This is a genomic window from Thermanaeromonas sp. DSM 22490 (assembly GCF_056378755.1).
On record NZ_JBJHHE010000017.1, the window covers coordinates 14,418 to 31,088 of the forward strand.

16 protein-coding genes are annotated in these 16,671 nt (G+C 51.7%); all 16 read left to right on the forward strand.

What is annotated here, in order from left to right; all coding sequences use genetic code 11:
* Nucleotides 1–136 precede the first annotated feature (136 nt).
* The 16 genes from AC1BI1_RS11220 to AC1BI1_RS11295 all read left to right on the forward strand — a co-directional run bounded on the left by AC1BI1_RS11220 (nt 137) and on the right by AC1BI1_RS11295 (nt 16,628).
* On the forward strand, nt 137–2,590 hold the full coding sequence (locus AC1BI1_RS11220; RefSeq protein ID WP_476717388.1) for a tetratricopeptide repeat protein: 2,454 nt from the start codon (nt 137–139) through the stop codon (nt 2,588–2,590).
* Nucleotides 2,591–2,645: 55 nt separating this feature from the next.
* Nucleotides 2,646–3,614 carry a polyprenyl synthetase family protein gene (locus AC1BI1_RS11225; protein WP_476717389.1) on the forward strand — a complete coding sequence of 323 codons (969 nt, stop codon included), beginning with the start codon at nt 2,646–2,648 and terminating at the stop codon, nt 3,612–3,614.
* On the forward strand, nt 3,615–4,250 hold the full coding sequence (locus AC1BI1_RS11230) for a precorrin-2 dehydrogenase/sirohydrochlorin ferrochelatase family protein (RefSeq protein WP_476717390.1): 636 nt from the start codon (nt 3,615–3,617) through the stop codon (nt 4,248–4,250).
* Nucleotides 4,235–5,557, forward strand: a complete 1,323-nt coding sequence (hemA, locus tag AC1BI1_RS11235) for a glutamyl-tRNA reductase (protein WP_476717391.1) — start codon at nt 4,235–4,237, stop codon at nt 5,555–5,557. Before AC1BI1_RS11230 ends, hemA begins: the two co-directional genes overlap by 16 nt.
* Before the next feature lie 13 nt (nt 5,558–5,570).
* Nucleotides 5,571–6,509, forward strand: coding sequence for a hydroxymethylbilane synthase (hemC, locus tag AC1BI1_RS11240; protein WP_476717392.1), 939 nt, complete (start codon nt 5,571–5,573; stop codon nt 6,507–6,509).
* Entirely contained in the window at nt 6,496–8,034 is a 1,539-nt protein-coding gene (gene cobA, locus AC1BI1_RS11245) for a uroporphyrinogen-III C-methyltransferase (RefSeq protein WP_476717393.1), read from the forward strand. Before hemC ends, cobA begins: the two co-directional genes overlap by 14 nt.
* A gap of 14 nt (nt 8,035–8,048) precedes the next feature.
* Entirely contained in the window at nt 8,049–9,227 is a 1,179-nt protein-coding gene (locus AC1BI1_RS11250; protein ID WP_476717394.1) for a radical SAM protein, read from the forward strand.
* A gap of 2 nt (nt 9,228–9,229) precedes the next feature.
* Nucleotides 9,230–10,216: a porphobilinogen synthase gene (hemB, locus tag AC1BI1_RS11255; RefSeq protein WP_476717395.1), complete on the forward strand. Its 987-nt coding sequence runs from the start codon at nt 9,230–9,232 to the stop codon at nt 10,214–10,216.
* Nucleotides 10,210–11,211, forward strand: coding sequence for a putative heme d1 biosynthesis radical SAM protein NirJ2 (gene nirJ2 / locus AC1BI1_RS11260; RefSeq protein ID WP_476717396.1), 1,002 nt, complete (start codon nt 10,210–10,212; stop codon nt 11,209–11,211). Before hemB ends, nirJ2 begins: the two co-directional genes overlap by 7 nt.
* Nucleotides 11,204–11,683 carry a siroheme decarboxylase subunit alpha gene (ahbA, locus tag AC1BI1_RS11265; RefSeq protein ID WP_476717397.1) on the forward strand — a complete coding sequence of 160 codons (480 nt, stop codon included), beginning with the start codon at nt 11,204–11,206 and terminating at the stop codon, nt 11,681–11,683. The genes nirJ2 and ahbA overlap by 8 nt, the downstream gene beginning before the upstream one ends.
* Nucleotides 11,664–12,143 (forward strand): siroheme decarboxylase subunit beta, encoded by a 480-nt coding sequence (gene ahbB, locus AC1BI1_RS11270; protein WP_476717398.1) that lies wholly within the window; start codon nt 11,664–11,666, stop codon nt 12,141–12,143. The genes ahbA and ahbB overlap by 20 nt, the downstream gene beginning before the upstream one ends.
* A gap of 17 nt (nt 12,144–12,160) precedes the next feature.
* The gene (gene hemL / locus AC1BI1_RS11275) at nt 12,161–13,456 is read left to right on the forward strand and encodes a glutamate-1-semialdehyde 2,1-aminomutase (RefSeq protein ID WP_476717399.1); all 1,296 of its coding nucleotides are present in this window, start codon (nt 12,161–12,163) and stop codon (nt 13,454–13,456) included.
* A gap of 116 nt (nt 13,457–13,572) precedes the next feature.
* Nucleotides 13,573–13,881, forward strand: a complete 309-nt coding sequence (locus AC1BI1_RS11280; RefSeq protein ID WP_476717400.1) for a hypothetical protein — start codon at nt 13,573–13,575, stop codon at nt 13,879–13,881.
* Nucleotides 13,882–13,899: 18 nt separating this feature from the next.
* Nucleotides 13,900–14,121 carry a hypothetical protein gene (locus tag AC1BI1_RS11285; RefSeq protein WP_476717401.1) on the forward strand — a complete coding sequence of 74 codons (222 nt, stop codon included), beginning with the start codon at nt 13,900–13,902 and terminating at the stop codon, nt 14,119–14,121.
* Nucleotides 14,122–14,235: 114 nt separating this feature from the next.
* Nucleotides 14,236–16,203, forward strand: coding sequence for a cell division FtsA domain-containing protein (locus AC1BI1_RS11290; protein WP_476717402.1), 1,968 nt, complete (start codon nt 14,236–14,238; stop codon nt 16,201–16,203).
* Nucleotides 16,194–16,628 (forward strand): gamma-glutamylcyclotransferase family protein, encoded by a 435-nt coding sequence (locus AC1BI1_RS11295; RefSeq protein ID WP_476717403.1) that lies wholly within the window; start codon nt 16,194–16,196, stop codon nt 16,626–16,628. The genes AC1BI1_RS11290 and AC1BI1_RS11295 overlap by 10 nt, the downstream gene beginning before the upstream one ends.
* Nucleotides 16,629–16,671 lie beyond the last annotated feature (43 nt).

Consider the following 16,671-nt stretch of genomic DNA (forward strand, 5'->3'; position numbering starts at 1 on the left):
TTTCTTCCTTTCTACCCTGCTCCTACTACGATTATAACTCCTGGTAGCTGGAAAAATCCAGAGGAAGGACAGCAGGAAAAAGGCCGTAAAATGGCGAATGTTTACGCCAGGACCCAATAGGAGGGTAGTCAGGCGGATGAGCAATAGAGAGTACGGTAGCAAAATAATAAAACTTCCCCTACAAAAGCGGCAACACCCTAAATTTAAGGCTGCTAGGACAGGCAAGCAGACTTTAAAGTTGCCCAAGGCTACTTTCAAAGAATCGAAGGAGAAACCCGGAAGAGCAAAAACAGCTTATGTATCTTTAGAGGGTAACAAGGGGGTATTCTCTTTAGCCTTTGGAGGTCTTTTATTGCTTCTTTTTTACCCTCCCTTTTTTCGGGGTCTTTTCTTCCCGGTAGAGCAGCGCTGGTCTTTAATCCTGGCGACATTGTTATTCGTCCTGACTTGGACCTGGAAGTTTTCCCGCAGGGACCTAAGTTTTCTCAGGCATCCCCTGGAGTATGCTGCTTTAGGCCTGGTCATAGTATATATTATTAGCGGTATAAATTACCCTGCCAGCCAGAGCTTAGCCCTGGCGGAGATAAGTAAGGTCTTGCTTTACTTTTTAACCTTTTGGATGATAATCCAGCTAAGCAATACACCCGGGCGCACTTTCTGGATTTTGCACAGCCTTTATCTCAGCGGTATGGGGGTAGCCCTAGCGGGGTTGTTTACGGCTACAGAAATAATTTTTATTAAAGATGGCTTTGTAGGCGGACGTTTTTATTCTACGCTGCAGTATCCTAACGCCCTGGCGGCTTATATGATGGGGACCGGCTTTATAGGATTTTATCTCTGGGCACAGGCCCATAACCGCTTGCGCCTTTTTTATGCTGCTGGCAATTACCTTTTGCTTATGGTTTTCCTGGGGACAGGCTCCCGGGGAGCTTATCTGGTCTTTCCGGCAACGCTGATCCTTTATCTTCTTCTGGCGCCACCTGGTTTTCGCTTAAACAGTCTTGCCCATCTGCTGGCCGTAGCCGCAGCTGCGCTGGTGGCCAACTATCGTTTCATCCCTCTGGCCGTAGCCAGGGATTATAGCGGAGCTTGGACATGGTTCTTCCTGGGACTGGCTGTGGCCCTGGGTTTACAAATTCTTATGGCTTGGGCCGGTAAACTTCTCCCATCGCCACGGTTACGCGCCGCAGCCGCCATGGGTATGATCGCCCTGGTACTGGCAGGTAGCTATCTTCTTACTTTCTCAGGAACCAGCCCGGCTGCTGTGTTACCGGAACAGATAGTCCAGCGCCTGCAGGATATTAATTTGGAAACGAGGAGCAGCCGTGAACGAGTAGAATGGACCCGGGACGCTCTCAGCATGCTGCGGGAACGCCCCCTGCTAGGCTATGGCGGTGGCGGGTGGGAAGCAGTTTATCGCAAATACCAGCGGTATTTCTATAGCTCCACCCAGGTACATAACTATTATGCTCAACTGGCAGTAGAAACAGGAATAATAGGAGTAGCCATTTTAACCGCCTTATGGCTTAGCTTTTTCATAACTGTGGGGAATACCTACCTTAGGACTACTGGCCACGAACGCTTATTAGTTGTATCTCTATTGGCTGCCGCTTTAAGTTTGGGTTTACACGCCGCCATTGATTTTGATTTAGCCCTGGGTGCCGTATCTATTTTGCTGTGGTCCTGCTGGGGTTTGAGCCGTAGTCTAGAGCGGCAGCACCAGCCGGAAAAAGAAACTCTGTTGCCGTCTGCTAAGTTTGCTCCTCTTAAGGTGAAGTACGCCAGTGCGGTTGTTCTAACAGCTATTGTGGTGATACTTTTTAGCAGCTCCTTTTTAGCCGGTAATGCCAGCGCCCGCGAAGGGCTGGCGGCTTTAAAACAGGGTAACCTGCGCTTGGCCACAGCTAAGCTGGAAGAAGCGCGCCGCTACGATCCTTTTATGGCCTCTTATGCCGGAGACCTCGCTTCGCTTTACTTGAAACAAGGTCGTTCCCAGGAAGCTCTAAAACTTGCTCTGCAGGCCAAATCCCAGGAGCCTTATAATTACCTTATTATGACCCGCGTGGGCGAAGTCTACTGGGCCCAGGGAAAAATTCGGGAAGCAGTGGCTGCTCTGGAGGAGGCCCGGGAGCTCGCGCCGTGGGTGGCAACCACGTGGGAAACCCTGGCCAGGGCTTATGTGGCCGGGGGAATTAAGCACTTACAGTCGAACCAACCTGCTGAGGCCAGGGAGCTTTTTACTGCCGCAGTTAAATTGTGGCCAGAAATTGAACACCGATTAAATCTCCTGGGAGACCTTAAAAAACTACATTTTGAGAAATCCGGAGGTTTAAACTTTACCCCTGCTTTGCGCCTGGAGGTGGCCAAGGCTCAATATTTCCTCGGCCAGTGGAAAGAAGCAGCAGCCAACCTGGACGACGTAGTAAAGGATAAACAACTGGGGCCAGAAGCACAGCTCTGGCAAGCCTTATTAGCTGACCGCCAGGGCCAAAAACCCATGGCTGAACAACTTTTAACAGAACTTAAAAAGAAACAGCCTGAACTGAGTGAGCAGTTTACGCAACTAAAGGCTTTACCCCTTTTACCTTAATTTTTCAAGGTAACAAAATAAGCTATTCCCACTTCGCAGGTGGTATAATAAGAATATGATTAATCTAAGTTTCTTAGCGGAAGTGCAAGAAGATCTTAAAGCAATAGAAGCAGAGCTTTTGCGGCAGACAGAAGCTCCTGATCCTTTACTTACCCAGGTGGCCAGGCAGATGGTCAAAGCTGGGGGTAAAAGGTTGCGACCTGCTTTTGTTCTGTTGGGAGGTAAATGCTGTGGAGGCTCTTTAGAGCAGCTTTTACCCCTGGCAGTGGCTATGGAAATGATCCATATGGCCACCCTTATCCATGATGATGTTATTGATGCCTCGCCTTTAAGGCGGGGCCGCCCTACAGTGTGGGCCAGGTGGGGAGAAAAAATATCTCTCCACACAGGTGACTATTTATTTGCCCGAGCTTTGCTCCTAGTAGCCACTTATGACGATCCTCGTATACCCTCTCTTCTGGCCCAAGTCAGTGTAAAAATGGTTCAGGGGGAACTGGAGCAGCTGGAGACAACCTTTACTGTTGCTCTAACAGTGAGAGATTACCTTAAACGGATCAGGCGCAAAACTGCTCTACTTATCTCTGCCAGCTGCGAATTGGGTGCAGTGGCTGCCGGAGGAAGTTGGGAGAAAATCAGGGCTTTGCGCCTGTACGGGCGTTATCTGGGAATGGCTTTTCAGTTGACCGATGATGTTTTAGATATGGTGGCTGATCCGGAGACCCTGGGAAAACCGCTGGGCAGCGATCTCCGCCAGGGAGTAATTACCTTGCCCGCTATTTATGCCTTAAAGGTAAGCCCTCACCACCGACGTTTAGCTTTGCTGCTCACCAAACCGTCTAAAAGTGAGGCGGAAATAGCGGAGACCATTGAACTTATCCAGGACTCCGGCGGTATTGACTACACTTTAAATATGGCCGAACGCTACTTGAAAAAAGCACGGGAACATCTTAAAGTGCTCCCCCCAGGACGTTCCCGTAATATTCTGGAAGAACTGACTTATTTTGTAAAGGTGCGTGCCTATTAAATGGGTTATTATCCCCTGTTTTTGCAGTTAAAGGATTGTCCTTGTTTGGTAGTGGGGGGAGGTGAGGTAGGGGAGCGCAAAGTAAGGGGATTGCTGCAAGGCGAGGCCAAAGTAACAGTGGTAAGCCCCCAGGTTACGCCAGCATTAGCTGAGCTAGCTGAGAGGGGCCACATTGAGTGGAGGGCCAGGGGTTACCGGCGCAAGGATTTGCGGGGTATGATACTGGTCTTTGCCGCCTCAGGAAACCGGTTGCTTAACGCTCGCATCGCTGCTGACTGCCGAAGGGCGGGTATATGGGTTAACGTGGCTGACGGTCCTAATGAGAGCACTTTTCTGGTACCGGCAGTGGTCCGCCGGGGAAACCTGCAGATAGCTGTCTCCACGGGGGGGCGCAGTCCCGCTTTGGCCTCTTTATTAAAAAGACGCCTGGAAGAAAGTATAGGGAAAGAATATAGCACTTTTCTCAATTTTTTAGGAGAGTTGCGCCCGTGGCTTAAGGCCAAATTTCCTCATGATCAAAAAAAGCGGTCTTGGGCTTTTCGCCAGTTAGCTGGAGATGCTGTACTCTTTGAGTTAGTAGCCCGGGGAGATGAAGAAGCCGCGAGGGAGCGAGTTGCCCAATGTTTATCCTGGTAGTAGGTTTAAATCACCGTACAGCTCCGGTGGAAATAAGGGAAAAACTGGCCTTCCCCCGCCATTCGTTACCGGCAGCTCTAACCAACTTGAGGGAACTGGCCGGGATTGAGGGAAATGTTATTTTGAGCACCTGCAATCGCACCGAAATATATGTGACTACCTCGGTCCCCGAGAAGGGGCTGGAATCTGTCAAGGGATTTCTAGCTCAGCGCTGCCATATGGAGTTTTCGGTTTTACAGGATTACCTGTATATTTATACCTTTCATGAGGCCGTGCGCCACCTCTTTAGGGTGGCTGCCGGACTGGATTCCATGATTTTAGGGGAAGCTCAAGTTTTAGGCCAGGTAGCGGAAGCCTATGAAATTGCCCGCAATACAGGGGTTACCAATAATATACTAAACAACCTTTTTCAGCAGGCTATCGCTGCGGGCAAGCGGGTGAGGACGGAGACCCGCATCGATCATAACACCGTATCCGTAAGCTACGCTGCGGTAGAGCTGGCCCGCCAGGTCTTTGGAGGGAAATTAACCGGGCGGACGGTGCTCGTTATCGGGGCGGGCAAGATGAGCACTTTGGCTGCTCGCTATTTAAGGGATAATGGAGTTACAACTGTTTTGGTTTCTAACCGTTCTTACGATCGGGCTGCAGCTCTGGCTCAAACTATTGGCGGTCAAGCCGTACGCCTGGATAATTTAGAAGATGTTTTACCGTTGGCCGATATTGTAATCAGTTGCACCGCTGCCAGCCATTATATTATCCGTGCTGAGCAGGTTGCCCGGGCGAGGCAAGGACGGGAGAATACTCCTTTAATGCTTATCGATATTGCGGTACCCCGGGACATTGATCCGGCGGTGGGTGAATTGCCCGGGGTTAGGCTCTTTGATATTGATGACCTGCAACAAGTCATTTTAAATAACCTAGAAGAGCGCAAAAAGGCAGCCCAGCGGGCGGAAGGAATTATAGCCGAAGAGGTGGAAAGCTTTTTCCAGTGGCTGGGTTCTCTCTTTGTAGTACCCACCATTGTGGCCTTAAAAGAAAAGGCAGAAGCTATTAAAGAGGCTGAACTCCGGCGGGCTTTTAATCGACTGGGAACCCCTTCTGCCCAGGAGAAGAAAATCATCGGTTCTCTGGCTAATTCCATCGTAAACCGCTTGTTACACGATGTGGTAGTGAACTTAAAAAATGCAGCCTTAACTCCCCAGGGCCACCTTTACGTGGAAATGTTACAAAACCTCTTCGGTTTACAAGTAGAGCAAACTTCCCTTAAACCGGAAACACAGGTGACTTCCAAGGTAGACCGCGGCTAAAGGGGAGGACGCAATGGAGCAGACATTGATTGTTGGTTCTCGGGATAGCGATTTGGCCCGGTGGCAGGCCCGCTGGGTCATGACCGCCCTTAAAGAATTTTATCCTGGACTCCAATTGGAATTGGTCACCTTGAAAACCCAAGGGGACAAAATTCTGGATGTAGCCCTGGCCCGGATTGGCGACAAGGGCCTTTTTACTAAAGAATTAGAGCAGGCTTTACAAAAGGGCACCATAGATATTGCGGTGCACAGCATGAAAGATGTGCCTACTGTTCTGCCGCCGGGGTTAACCATTGCGGCCATTGGTCCTCGCGAAGATCCTGCTGATGTGTTGTTATCCTCTAGAGGTTATACTCTAACCAGCCTGCCGATAAAAGGGCGTTTAGGAACCAGCAGCCTCCGGCGCAAGGCCCAGATCTGGCACTGGCGCCCGGACCTGGAGATAGTCGATCTGCGCGGTAATGTGCCCACCCGGCTCGCCAAAATGGAAAAAGAAAGACTGGACGGCATCGTCCTGGCAGCAGCAGGGTTAAAGCGCCTCCAGCGAGGCCACCTCATCACCGAATACCTACCTTACGATATTTGCTTGCCGGCAGTGGGACAGGGTGCCATAGGAATCGAGGCGCGCGCCGACGATAAACGGGTGCTAGATTTAGTAAAAATCTTTAACCACCCTGAGACCTCCGCATGTGTACAGGCCGAGCGAGCGTTCTTACGGGAACTGGAAGGGGGATGCCAGGTTCCCGTTGCAGCTTTGGGGAGGGTAGAAGGTGATTGTCTTCTTCTAGAGGGGATGGTAGCCAGCCTGGAAGGCAGGGAGCTCCTGCGTGACCTGGAAACGGGTCTTGCCAGCCGGCCGGAAGAAGTGGGGAAACGCCTGGCCGCTAAGTTACTTAAGCGGGGAGCTGAAGCTATTTTGAAAGGAGTTCGCCGTAGCTATGAGCGCAAGTAAAGGTAAAGTATATCTGGTAGGGGCCGGGCCTGGAGACATAGGACTTTTGACTCTGCGGGGGAAAGAATGTCTGGCGGAGGCGGATGTTATAGTTTACGATCGGCTTGTTAATCCGGAAGTTCTCCACTTTGCGCAGGAAGGTTGTGAAAAAATCTATGTAGGCAAGGTCCCCGGACGCCATGCCCTGTCCCAGGAGGAAATCAATGCCCTTCTTATAAAATTAGCTAAAGAAGGTAAGAAAGTAGTGAGGCTAAAGGGTGGGGATCCCTTTGTTTTTGGCCGCGGAGGGGAAGAAGCCCTGGCCCTAAAAGAAGCCGGCGTCGTCTTTGAAGTAGTGCCGGGGGTAACCTCAGCTATAGCAGTACCGGCGTATGCCGGTATCCCTGTAACTCACCGGGGGCTGGCGTCCACAGTGGCTATTATTACGGGCAATGAAGATCCGGATAAGAATGAGAGCCATATTAATTGGAAAGAACTGGCTCGCAGTGCCGATACCCTGGTGTTCCTCATGGGTATGGCCAATTTGTCGCACATCGTTGCCCAGCTTTTGCTCCACGGCCGTTCCCCTGATACCCCTGTGGCTCTAATTCGCTGGGGTAGCCGGGCTGAGCAGGAGACCCTGGTAGGAACTCTGCTCAATATTGAGGCCAAGGCCCAGCGCGCCTCCTTCTGTAATCCTGCCATTATCGTAGTGGGTGAAGTCGTAACTTTAAGGGAAAAACTTTCCTGGTGGGAACAAAAACCCCTTTTCGGCCGCCGGATCGTAGTTACGCGGCCTTGGCCTCAAGGGGAAGAAATGGCCAGGCGCTTGACCGCTTTAGGGGCCGAAGTCATCCAATTCCCTACTATAGCCACTGCTCCCCCGGTGAATTTAGAATTATTAGATGAAGCCGTCAGGTTGGCAGAGACAGTTGACTGGATCATCTTCACCAGTGCTAAAGGCGTATATTACTTCTGGGAACGCATGCTGGCCCAGGGTAGGGATGTGAGAAGGCTGGGCAAGGTCAAAATAGCCGCCATCGGGCCGGCAACGGCCAGGGCCTTGGCCGAACGAGGCGTGGTGGTGGATTACCAACCTGAGGAATATGTGGCTGAAGCTATTGTTAAGGGATTGGGACCTGCGGTCAAGGGCCAAAAGGTGTTGCTGCCGCGGGCAGATATTGCCCGGCCAGTACTGGTCGAAGAATTGAAGAAGTGGGGGGCCGAAGTAATAGAAGTCGCTGCCTATCGCACTATTAGAGCCCCGGTTGAGGCAGGAGAAGTACGCAGGTTACTGGCTGCCGGGAAAATCTCCGCCGTTACCTTTACCAGTTCTTCCACTGTGCGCCATTTCTTAGAAATTATAGGCCCGGAGGCAGGCCAACTTTTGAGCCGGACGGTCATTGCTTGCATAGGTCCTATAACCAGCGCTACTGCCCGCCAAGCAGGGCTAGAAGTAACTATTGAAGCCAAGGAATATACGGAGGAGGGGCTAATTACCGCTCTTTTGGCCTATTTTGCTCCTGATTATGACCCGGAAAGGTAGGTGGCGTAAAAAACTTGCTGAGTTTAACTAAACTTCTCTGCGGCGAGAGCTACTTTGGCGATACTTTACGCTACACCTCTGCATCTCAAGGGGCCAAAGTTGGAGCGCGGCAGGATAGCGGTCCGGTGGCAGTGTGGAACTGCACTCGGGCCTGCAACCTTCGATGCCGCCACTGTTATGCTGCCGCTACCCCAGAACCGGCAGCAGAAGAATTGACCACCGCCGAAGCCAAGGCCCTTATTGATGATTTGAGCTCTTTTCGTGTTCCTGTTTTGCTCCTCTCAGGAGGGGAACCCCTGCTACGCAGGGACATTTTCGACCTCATAGCTTATGCAGTTGACCGCAACCTGCGCATGGTAATATCTACCAACGGTACCCTTATCGACAAAGGCGTGGCTCACAAACTAAAACAACTCGGGGTGAGCTATGTAGGGGTTAGCCTGGACGGCGTGGGGACAGACCACGATAACTTTCGCGGCCAAAAAGGGGCCTTTGACGCTGCTCTGGAGGGTATCCGGCATTGCCTGGCTATCGGGCAAAGAGTCGGGCTGCGGTTTACCTTAAGCAAAGAGAATGTAAAGCAATTGCCCGAGATTCTATATCTGGTAGAAGAAGAACGTATTCCGCGGGTGTGCTTCTATCATCTAGTCTATAGCGGCCGGGGGAGCAAACTGGTAGAACAGGACCTTTCACTCTCGGAAACCAGGGAAGTTTTAGATTCTCTGATGGAAAGGGTTCACCTTTGGAAGCGCAAGGGTAAAAAAATAGAAGTGTTAACGGTAGATAATCATGCCGACGGCCCTTACGTCTATCTCCGCCTCCAAAAGGAGGAACCTGAGCGGGCTGCCGTTGTTTTGGAACTCTTGCGGCTAAACGGCGGAAACCGTAGTGGCATGGCCATCGGGGCCATTGATTGGGAGGGCAAGGTGCACCCAGACCAGTTTACCACCAACCATACGGTGGGGAATATCCGGGAAGAACCCTTTAGCCGTATCTGGTCGGAAGGGAGGCACCCCATCCTGGCCGGTTTGCGGAATAGAAAGCCCCTTCTTAAAGGACGTTGCCGCGAGTGCACCTGGCTGGATATTTGTAACGGCAATTGCCGGGCCCGGGCGGAGGCGGTTACCGGCGACTTTTGGGAAGCTGATCCGGCTTGTTATCTTACGGAAGAGGAGATAAGGGGGTTGAGGTAGTAATGCCAGGTTTTCCCAGTATAAGGCTCAGGCGCTTACGGCAAAACCCGGTTTTGCGGGCTATGGTGCGGGAGACGGAGCTACAAGTTAACGATCTCATATATCCTCTCTTCGTTATTGAAGGTCAGGGAATTAAAAATCCGGTTCCCTCCATGCCAGGGGTTTACCAACTTTCGGTAGATAACTTGCTGAGGGAAGCCGAAGAGGTCGTAAGCTTAAACATACCGGCGGTGCTCCTCTTTGGAATACCGGAGCCAGGAGAAAAAGATGAAATCGGCTCGGCAGCCTATGCTTCCGATGGTGTAGTGCAAAGGGCTGTGCGCAAGCTCAAGAAGGAGTTTCCCGAACTCCTGGTAATCACTGATGTTTGCCTTTGTGAATATACCAGCCACGGGCACTGCGGTATAGTGGATGAGGGGAGAGTTCTTAACGATCCCACCCTGGAACTTTTGGCTCGGACAGCCCTGTCCCATGTGGAAGCCGGCGCGGATATGGTAGCCCCTTCCGATATGATGGACGGGAGGGTAGCGGCTATCCGCGAGAAATTGGATGCTCATGGTTTCACAGAAACCCCTATTTTGGCCTATGCGGCCAAATATGCTTCGGCTTTCTATGGACCTTTTCGGGAAGCGGCCGGTTCAGCCCCCCAATTTGGCGACAGGCGCAGCTACCAGATGGACCCGGCCAACAGCAACGAGGCTTTGCGGGAAATAGCCCGGGATTTGGAAGAAGGGGCGGACATTGTCATGGTTAAACCGGCCTTGTCCTACCTGGATATTATTCGCCGGGTAAAGGATAATTTTAACTGCCCCTTAGCTGCCTACAATGTTAGCGGGGAATATGCTATGATCAAGGCAGCAGCTTTAAACGGCTGGCTCTCAGAGAAGCAAATAGTCCTGGAAGTATTAACTTCTATCAAACGGGCCGGGGCGGATATGATAATTACCTATTTTGCCAAGGACGTAGCTAGGTGGTTTACGGAATGTTAATCTCCTGGAATACTACCAATCAATGCAACCTTTACTGCGATCACTGCTACCGGGATGCCGGAGCCAAAATAAGTGAAGAATTGAGCACAGCTGAAGCCAAAGAGCTTATCGAAGGAGCTGTACGTGCTGGTTTCCGCATCTTTATCTTCAGCGGCGGTGAACCTCTAATGCGTCCCGATTTGCTGGAGCTGGTAGCCTACGCCAGCTCTCGGGGTTTAAGAGTGGTTCTGGGCAGCAACGGGACCCTTCTGACACCGGCTTTTGCCCACGAATTGCGTCAGGCCGGGGTGCGCGCAGTAGGAATTTCCCTGGATAGCTGCCAGCCGGACAAGCACGACAGGCTGCGGCGTAAGGAAGGGGCCTGGCAGCAGGCTGTGGCCGGTATGGAAGCCTGCCGAAGGATCGGTCTGCCCTTTCAAGTGCATACAACGGTATTCGACTGGAACCGCCAGGAACTAGAAGAGTTAACCGATCTGGCTATATCTTTAGGGGCCAAAGCTCACCATTTCTTTTTTCTGGTGCCCACCGGACGGGCTGCTACCATAGAAGAAGAAACCCTAAGGGCCGAGCAGTATGAGGAGACCATCAAGGTTATCTTGCGCAAACAACAACAGGTAAATATTGAATTGAAGCCAACCTGTGCACCTCAATTTATGCGTATAGCCGGGGAAATGGGGATGAGCCTGCCTTACCAGCGGGGTTGCTTGGCCGGTATAGCTTATTGCCTGGTAGGACCCCGGGGGGATTTGCAGCCCTGTGCTTATTTAAACTTAACTATCGGAAACGTCCGGGAGGTCCCCCTGGACCGTTTATGGCGGGAAAGCCCCGTATTGCAGCAATTACGAGGTCAAAATTATACCGGGATTTGCGGTCACTGCCGGTATCGCTCCCTCTGCGGCGGTTGCCGGGCCAGGGCTTACTGTTTCACTGGTGACTATATGGCGGCAGATCCCTGGTGCCGTTACTGCTTGCGAAAGGAGGAACAAGTTGGATAACCTGGATCGCCAGCTGCTTAACCTTATCCAGGAAGAATTTCCTTTGACCACGCGGCCGTATCTGGAAATCGGGCGCCGTCTAAACTTAAGCGAAAAGGAAGTTATAAGCAGGCTAGAAAGGTTAAAGAAAGCTGGTATTATTCGCCGGATAGGGGCCGTTTTCGATCTCCGACGGCTGGGCTACGTGAGTACCCTTTGCGCTTTGAAGGTACCGCCCGAGCGCCTGCAAGAAGTGGCCCGGGTGGTCAATTCCTTCCCCGGTATAACCCACAATTATTTGCGGGAGCATGAGTACAATATGTGGTTTACCTTGATAGGCCCGAGCCGCCAGCACTTGGAAGAAGTGATGGAGGAAATTAAGGTGCGTACAGGTCTAACAGATCTTCTGGAACTCCCGGCTGAGCGCTCCTTTAAAATAAAGGTTAACTTTAACCTGGAGGTCGAGGTCGATAATGCAGCGGCCGCTCTCTGAATTGGAAAAAAAGATCGTGCGCTTCTTCCAAGGGGATCTCCCTTTGGAGCCTCACCCCTTTAAAAAGGCGGCTCGGGAACTGGGCCTGAGGGAAGAAGAAATCCTGGATTATCTTAAGGGCTGGCAAAAGGAAGGGATTATCCGGCGTTTCGGGGCTGCCCTGCGCCACCGGGAAGCCGGTATTATCGCCAATGCTATGATTGTCTGGCAGGTGCCGGAAGAGCAACTGGAAGCGGCCGGGCAGAAGCTTGCTTCTTTTGCCGAAGTAACTCATTGTTACCAGCGGAAAACTCGTCCCGGCTGGCCTTATAATCTCTTCGCTATGATCCACGGGCGAAACCGGGAAGAATGTGAGGTCTTAGCGAGCAAATTGGCGGAAGCCATTGAGAACCATAATTATAAACTCATTTTCAGCACCGCCGAGCTCAAAAAAGAAAGTATGCGCTATTTTATGGATTGAGAGGGGAGGAAAATTTGGTGAATAAGGAATGGCCGCGCTCGGCCCAGGCTTACGCCGAGGCAGTGAAACTGATGCCCGGAGGAGTTAACAGTCCCGTCCGCGCCTTTAAGGCCGTAGGTATGAACCCGCCTTTCATATCCCACGGTACGGGTTCCAAAATTTATGACATTGATGGGCACGAGTACATAGACTATGTGGGTTCCTGGGGTCCCCTCATACTGGGCCACAGGCACCCCGAAGTGATAGCTGCTTTAGAAAAGACCCTGAGAGAAATCGGCACCAGCTTCGGCGCTCCCACCGAACTGGAAACAGAATTAGCCCGCGCCATTCACGAGGCTGTGCCCTCTATCGAGATGGTCCGGTTGGTTAATTCCGGGACAGAGGCCACTATGAGCGCCATAAGGTTAGCCCGGGCCTTTACTGGCAGGGACAAAATCATTAAGTTTGCCGGGTGCTATCACGGCCACGCCGATTACCTACTTATCAAAGCCGGTTCTGGTGCCCTTACCTTCGGGGTGCCCACCAGCCCGGGGGTGCCTAACACAGTGGCGAGCAATTCCCTGGTAGCCCGCTACAACGATTTAAACAGTGTGGAAGAAATATTTCGCCAGGTGGGGGAGGAGATCGCGGCTGTCATTGTAGAACCGGTGGCCGGCAACATGGGCTGTGTCCCTCCCAGCCCGGGTTTTCTAGAAGGTTTACGGGCCCTTACCCAAAAATATGGTTCCCTCCTCATTTTTGATGAAGTAATGACCGGCTTCCGGGTGGCCTATGGCGGTGCTCAAGAGCTTTACCAGATACATCCCGACCTCACTTGCCTGGGCAAAATCATCGGTGGAGGCTTGCCGGTGGGAGCCTATGGCGGTAGGAGGGAAATTATGGAGCAAGTAGCACCTGCAGGGCCGGTTTACCAGGCAGGAACCCTTTCGGGCAATCCCCTGGCGGTTACCGCTGGGCTGGCCACTTTAAAGGTTTTAAGGGAGCCCGGGGTTTATGAAGCTCTGGAAGAAAGAGCTGCCCTATTGGAGAAGGGTTTGCGCGAAGGGGCTTATGCGGCCGGCGCAGAGGTGACCATAAATCGCGTGGGAAGCATGTTTACAGTCTTCTTTACGCGGGAGGAAGTCAAGGACTACGAAAGCGCCTTAACCTCGGATGGGGAACGCTTTGCCCGCTATTTTCGCTCTATGCTGGAGCAGGGGATATACCTGCCCCCCTCCCAGTTCGAAGCAGCTTTTATTTCCCTGGTTCATAGCCAGGAAGATCTGGAAAAGACCATATCTGCTGCTAATAAGGCCTTTAAGGCCATTTTTTAAGCAAGAGCTTTCACCCTGGAGAGGGGCTGGGATTGGAAAACCCGGCTCCTTTTTTTATCACTCTTAGCAAATCGGGGCATAGACTATAATGAAACCACCTTGTAGGGGGATTGACCATGAACGGTAGCATTCATCATGAAGTTAGGCGGGCTTTAGATATCAATTTGGAGGAAATCAAGCTATTAGCCGAAGCTGCTAGTATGGTACCTTCTCACAATATCAGACATAAACTTCTCCACCATATAATGGGTGAGGCCTGTGAGGCCATGTTCTGGAATCATCACCTAGGCCATGTGGAGTATATGGCTGGGCCACCCCACATGCCACCACCATCTTACCCGCCACCTTACCACCCGCCCTATGACGATCCATTTACTATGCAAGAAAAAACAGAAGAGAAGCAAGAGAAAAAAGATGATAAGTAAGGGAGAAAGGAGATTGTTATGCACTGGATAGATAAAATACGCATGGTCTTACGCCTCAATGAAGAGGAGTTGTCCCTCTGGTCTAAAATTGCAGCTGCTGAACCCAGCCCCGCCGTCCGTAGTATCATCCACATGATGATAGAACACGAAAAAAAGGAAATGGAACAACTGCGCTCCTTGGTAAACAAGCATGGTGGAGGCTATATGGACCCGCCTTATATGGACCCACCCGGTTATTAGCTATCTTCCCTTCCCCCAAAGGGAAGGGTTTTATATTTTATTAAAGGTTCCCTGGGGGACATGCCTCCGGCTGTTGCGGCAGGAATTTTGCTTTACAGGGCGAATTCCAAAAAAATGGCGGTTATTGGAGGTGCAGCAGTAGTGGAGGAAATTGTTTTTGCCCTGGATGTAGGGACGCGCAAAGTGGCAGGGGTGATCCTTTCTCCCGAGAATTCCAGATTTCGCCTCCGGGCAGCGGTGGTCCAGGAACATAAGGAGCGGGCCATGCTGGACGGTCAGATTCATAATGTCCCGCAAGTGGCAGCTGTTATTCAGCAAGTAAAGGAAAAACTGGAGCGTAAAATCCGTTCCTCTTTAAAAAAAGTGGCTGTAGCGGCAGCCGGACGAGCCCTAATAACCCAGAAAGCAGCCGCCGAGAGGGAAATATCGCCTGCAGAAGAAATAACGAGGGAAGAAGTGTTGGCTTTGGAAGCCGATGCCATCCAGGAAGCCGAAAGCTTGATCTTAAACAGCAGGGACAAAGCAGGAGAATACCATTGCGTTGGTTACAGCGTTATTAAATATACTCTGGACGATAATCCCATAGGTAATTTAGTAGGCCAGCGGGGACAAAAGATAGGGGTGCAGGTTATTGCCACTTTTTTGCCTCGGGTAGTGGTGGATTCCCTGGTTTCAGCCCTGCTCCGGGCGGGATTGGAGATGACCTCCCTCACTTTAGAGCCCATTGCTGCTGCAGCCATTGCCGTCCCTCCTGCTATGCGCGGTCTAAACGTCGCTCTGGTGGATATCGGGGCCGGTACCTCGGACATCGCCTTGGCCAAAGAGGGCAGTATTACCGGATATGCTATGGTACCGGCGGCCGGGGATGAAATTACGGAGAGCCTGGCCAGTAGGTTATTATTGGATTTCAACACTGCTGAAGAAGTGAAAAGACAGCTAAACCGTAAAGAGAACATCGCCTTCGTGGATATTGTGGGTAACAAGAGAGAGTTACCTGCTAAAGAGATCATTGAACTTCTCCAGCCGGCCATCGTGGAGTTGGCCCGCCAGATTGCCGAACAGATCTTGCTTCTTAACGGCAAACCACCCCAGGCTGTCCTACTCATCGGCGGAGGTAGTCTTACGCCGGGTTTGGCCCCTACCTTGGCTCGACAGCTGGAGTTGCCGGAAGAGAGGGTGGCAGTCCGGGGCCGGGAAGCATTGCCGGACATTATTGGTAACCCCGGTTTTACCGGACCCCAGGCTGTTACTCCCCTAGGTATTGCGGTTACCGCGCTGCGCCGTGAGGGCCTCACCCTGTCCCAAATAGAAGTGAACGGGCGGCCAGTCCAGCTTTTAGCTTCGCGCAAAATTAGTGTAGCCCAGGCCCTGCTCGCCGCGGGGGTGCCGGTACGCCAGCTCTATGGCCGGCCGGGGCGGGGTATAGGGGTGGAGATTAATGGACGCTTGCATTTCCTTAAAGGCCAACCGGGTAGACCGGGTAAAATTTTAGTCAATGGGCAACCCGCTTCTCTGGAGGACCTGGTTAAAGGAGGCGACATAATTCAGTTTCTACCTGGTGAAAACGGGGCTGATGCCAGGGCTGCAGTGAAAGACCTGGTGCCCAATCTTCAGGCCAAAACTATCACTTTTAATAATAAAACTGTGACTCTGGAACCCCTTGTCTTAATGAATGGCAACGCGGTCTCCCGGGACGCCGAAGTTCCAGACCAGGCCAAAATAGAATTTAATCCCCTGGAAACAGTAGCTGACGTGCTGAAGTATTTAGGACAAGCACCCGACCAGCCGGCACTGTTGAACGGTATACGCGTAACTCCCCAGGCAAAGATAAACAACGGCGATGTTTTAGAAACGGGTCCAGCTGTAGCAAAGCGAAAGGTAAAGATCACCTTGAATGGTAAAGAAGTGGAGCTTTTGGTAGAAACTAGCCAGGTTATTTTTGCCGACCTGTTCACTTACTTGGATATAGAGACTACGCCTCCGCCCGGGAAGAGAACCTTGAGAATGGAAATAAATCATAAACCGGCCGAGTTTACTTCGCCCCTTAAAGATGGCGACCAGGTGATTCTCGAGTGGGTTTAAAAAATTGCTCCTACTATATGAAGAGCTGGCAGCGTGATGTTCTGTTTGTCAAGAACAGAAAGATCCCAGTTTTTGTCTACGGTACCCTGACCAGTGTAAACGGAAATTATATGCGGACAATTGACGCTGAGGGCCCTTATACCGGTATTTTGCACGGCTACCATCTTTATCAAGTTACCCCCTTCTACCCGGGCGCCGTCCCCGGGGAAGGGGGAAAGGTATGGGGCGAGCTCTATTATGTTAGCCCTGAGATGGTAAAGAAGCTCGACGATTACGAAGATGTGCCTCATTTATATGTGCGTAAAGAGGTAGAGGTGGAATTACTCGACGGTAGGAAGCTACGTGCCTGGTGTTACATCTGGAATGGCCCGCCCCAAGGCCGCCGCATCCCTTGGGAAGAGATGCCCTGGAGGCGGCAGAAATGACTGCGCGCTGTTTATAATGGTTATGCTTGCTCCTCTCCAGGCA

Bases quoted from the DNA above. Each gene is read 5' to 3' on its own strand.
- hemB (WP_476717395.1), top strand. From the start codon at position 9,230: ATGCCAGGTTTTCCCAGTATAAGGCTCAGGCGCTTACGGCAAAACCCG.
- hemA (WP_476717391.1), top strand. From the start codon at position 4,235: ATGTTTATCCTGGTAGTAGGTTTAAATCACCGTACAGCTCCGGTGGAA.
- AC1BI1_RS11230 (WP_476717390.1), top strand. From the start codon at position 3,615: ATGGGTTATTATCCCCTGTTTTTGCAGTTAAAGGATTGTCCTTGTTTG.
- nirJ2 (WP_476717396.1), top strand. From the start codon at position 10,210: ATGTTAATCTCCTGGAATACTACCAATCAATGCAACCTTTACTGCGAT.
- hemC (WP_476717392.1), top strand. From the start codon at position 5,571: ATGGAGCAGACATTGATTGTTGGTTCTCGGGATAGCGATTTGGCCCGG.
- AC1BI1_RS11290 (WP_476717402.1), top strand. From the start codon at position 14,236: ATGGCGGTTATTGGAGGTGCAGCAGTAGTGGAGGAAATTGTTTTTGCC.
- AC1BI1_RS11280 (WP_476717400.1), top strand. From the start codon at position 13,573: ATGAACGGTAGCATTCATCATGAAGTTAGGCGGGCTTTAGATATCAAT.
- AC1BI1_RS11285 (WP_476717401.1), top strand. From the start codon at position 13,900: ATGCACTGGATAGATAAAATACGCATGGTCTTACGCCTCAATGAAGAG.
- AC1BI1_RS11220 (WP_476717388.1), top strand. From the start codon at position 137: ATGAGCAATAGAGAGTACGGTAGCAAAATAATAAAACTTCCCCTACAA.
- ahbB (WP_476717398.1), top strand. From the start codon at position 11,664: ATGCAGCGGCCGCTCTCTGAATTGGAAAAAAAGATCGTGCGCTTCTTC.
- cobA (WP_476717393.1), top strand. From the start codon at position 6,496: ATGAGCGCAAGTAAAGGTAAAGTATATCTGGTAGGGGCCGGGCCTGGA.
- AC1BI1_RS11225 (WP_476717389.1), top strand. From the start codon at position 2,646: ATGATTAATCTAAGTTTCTTAGCGGAAGTGCAAGAAGATCTTAAAGCA.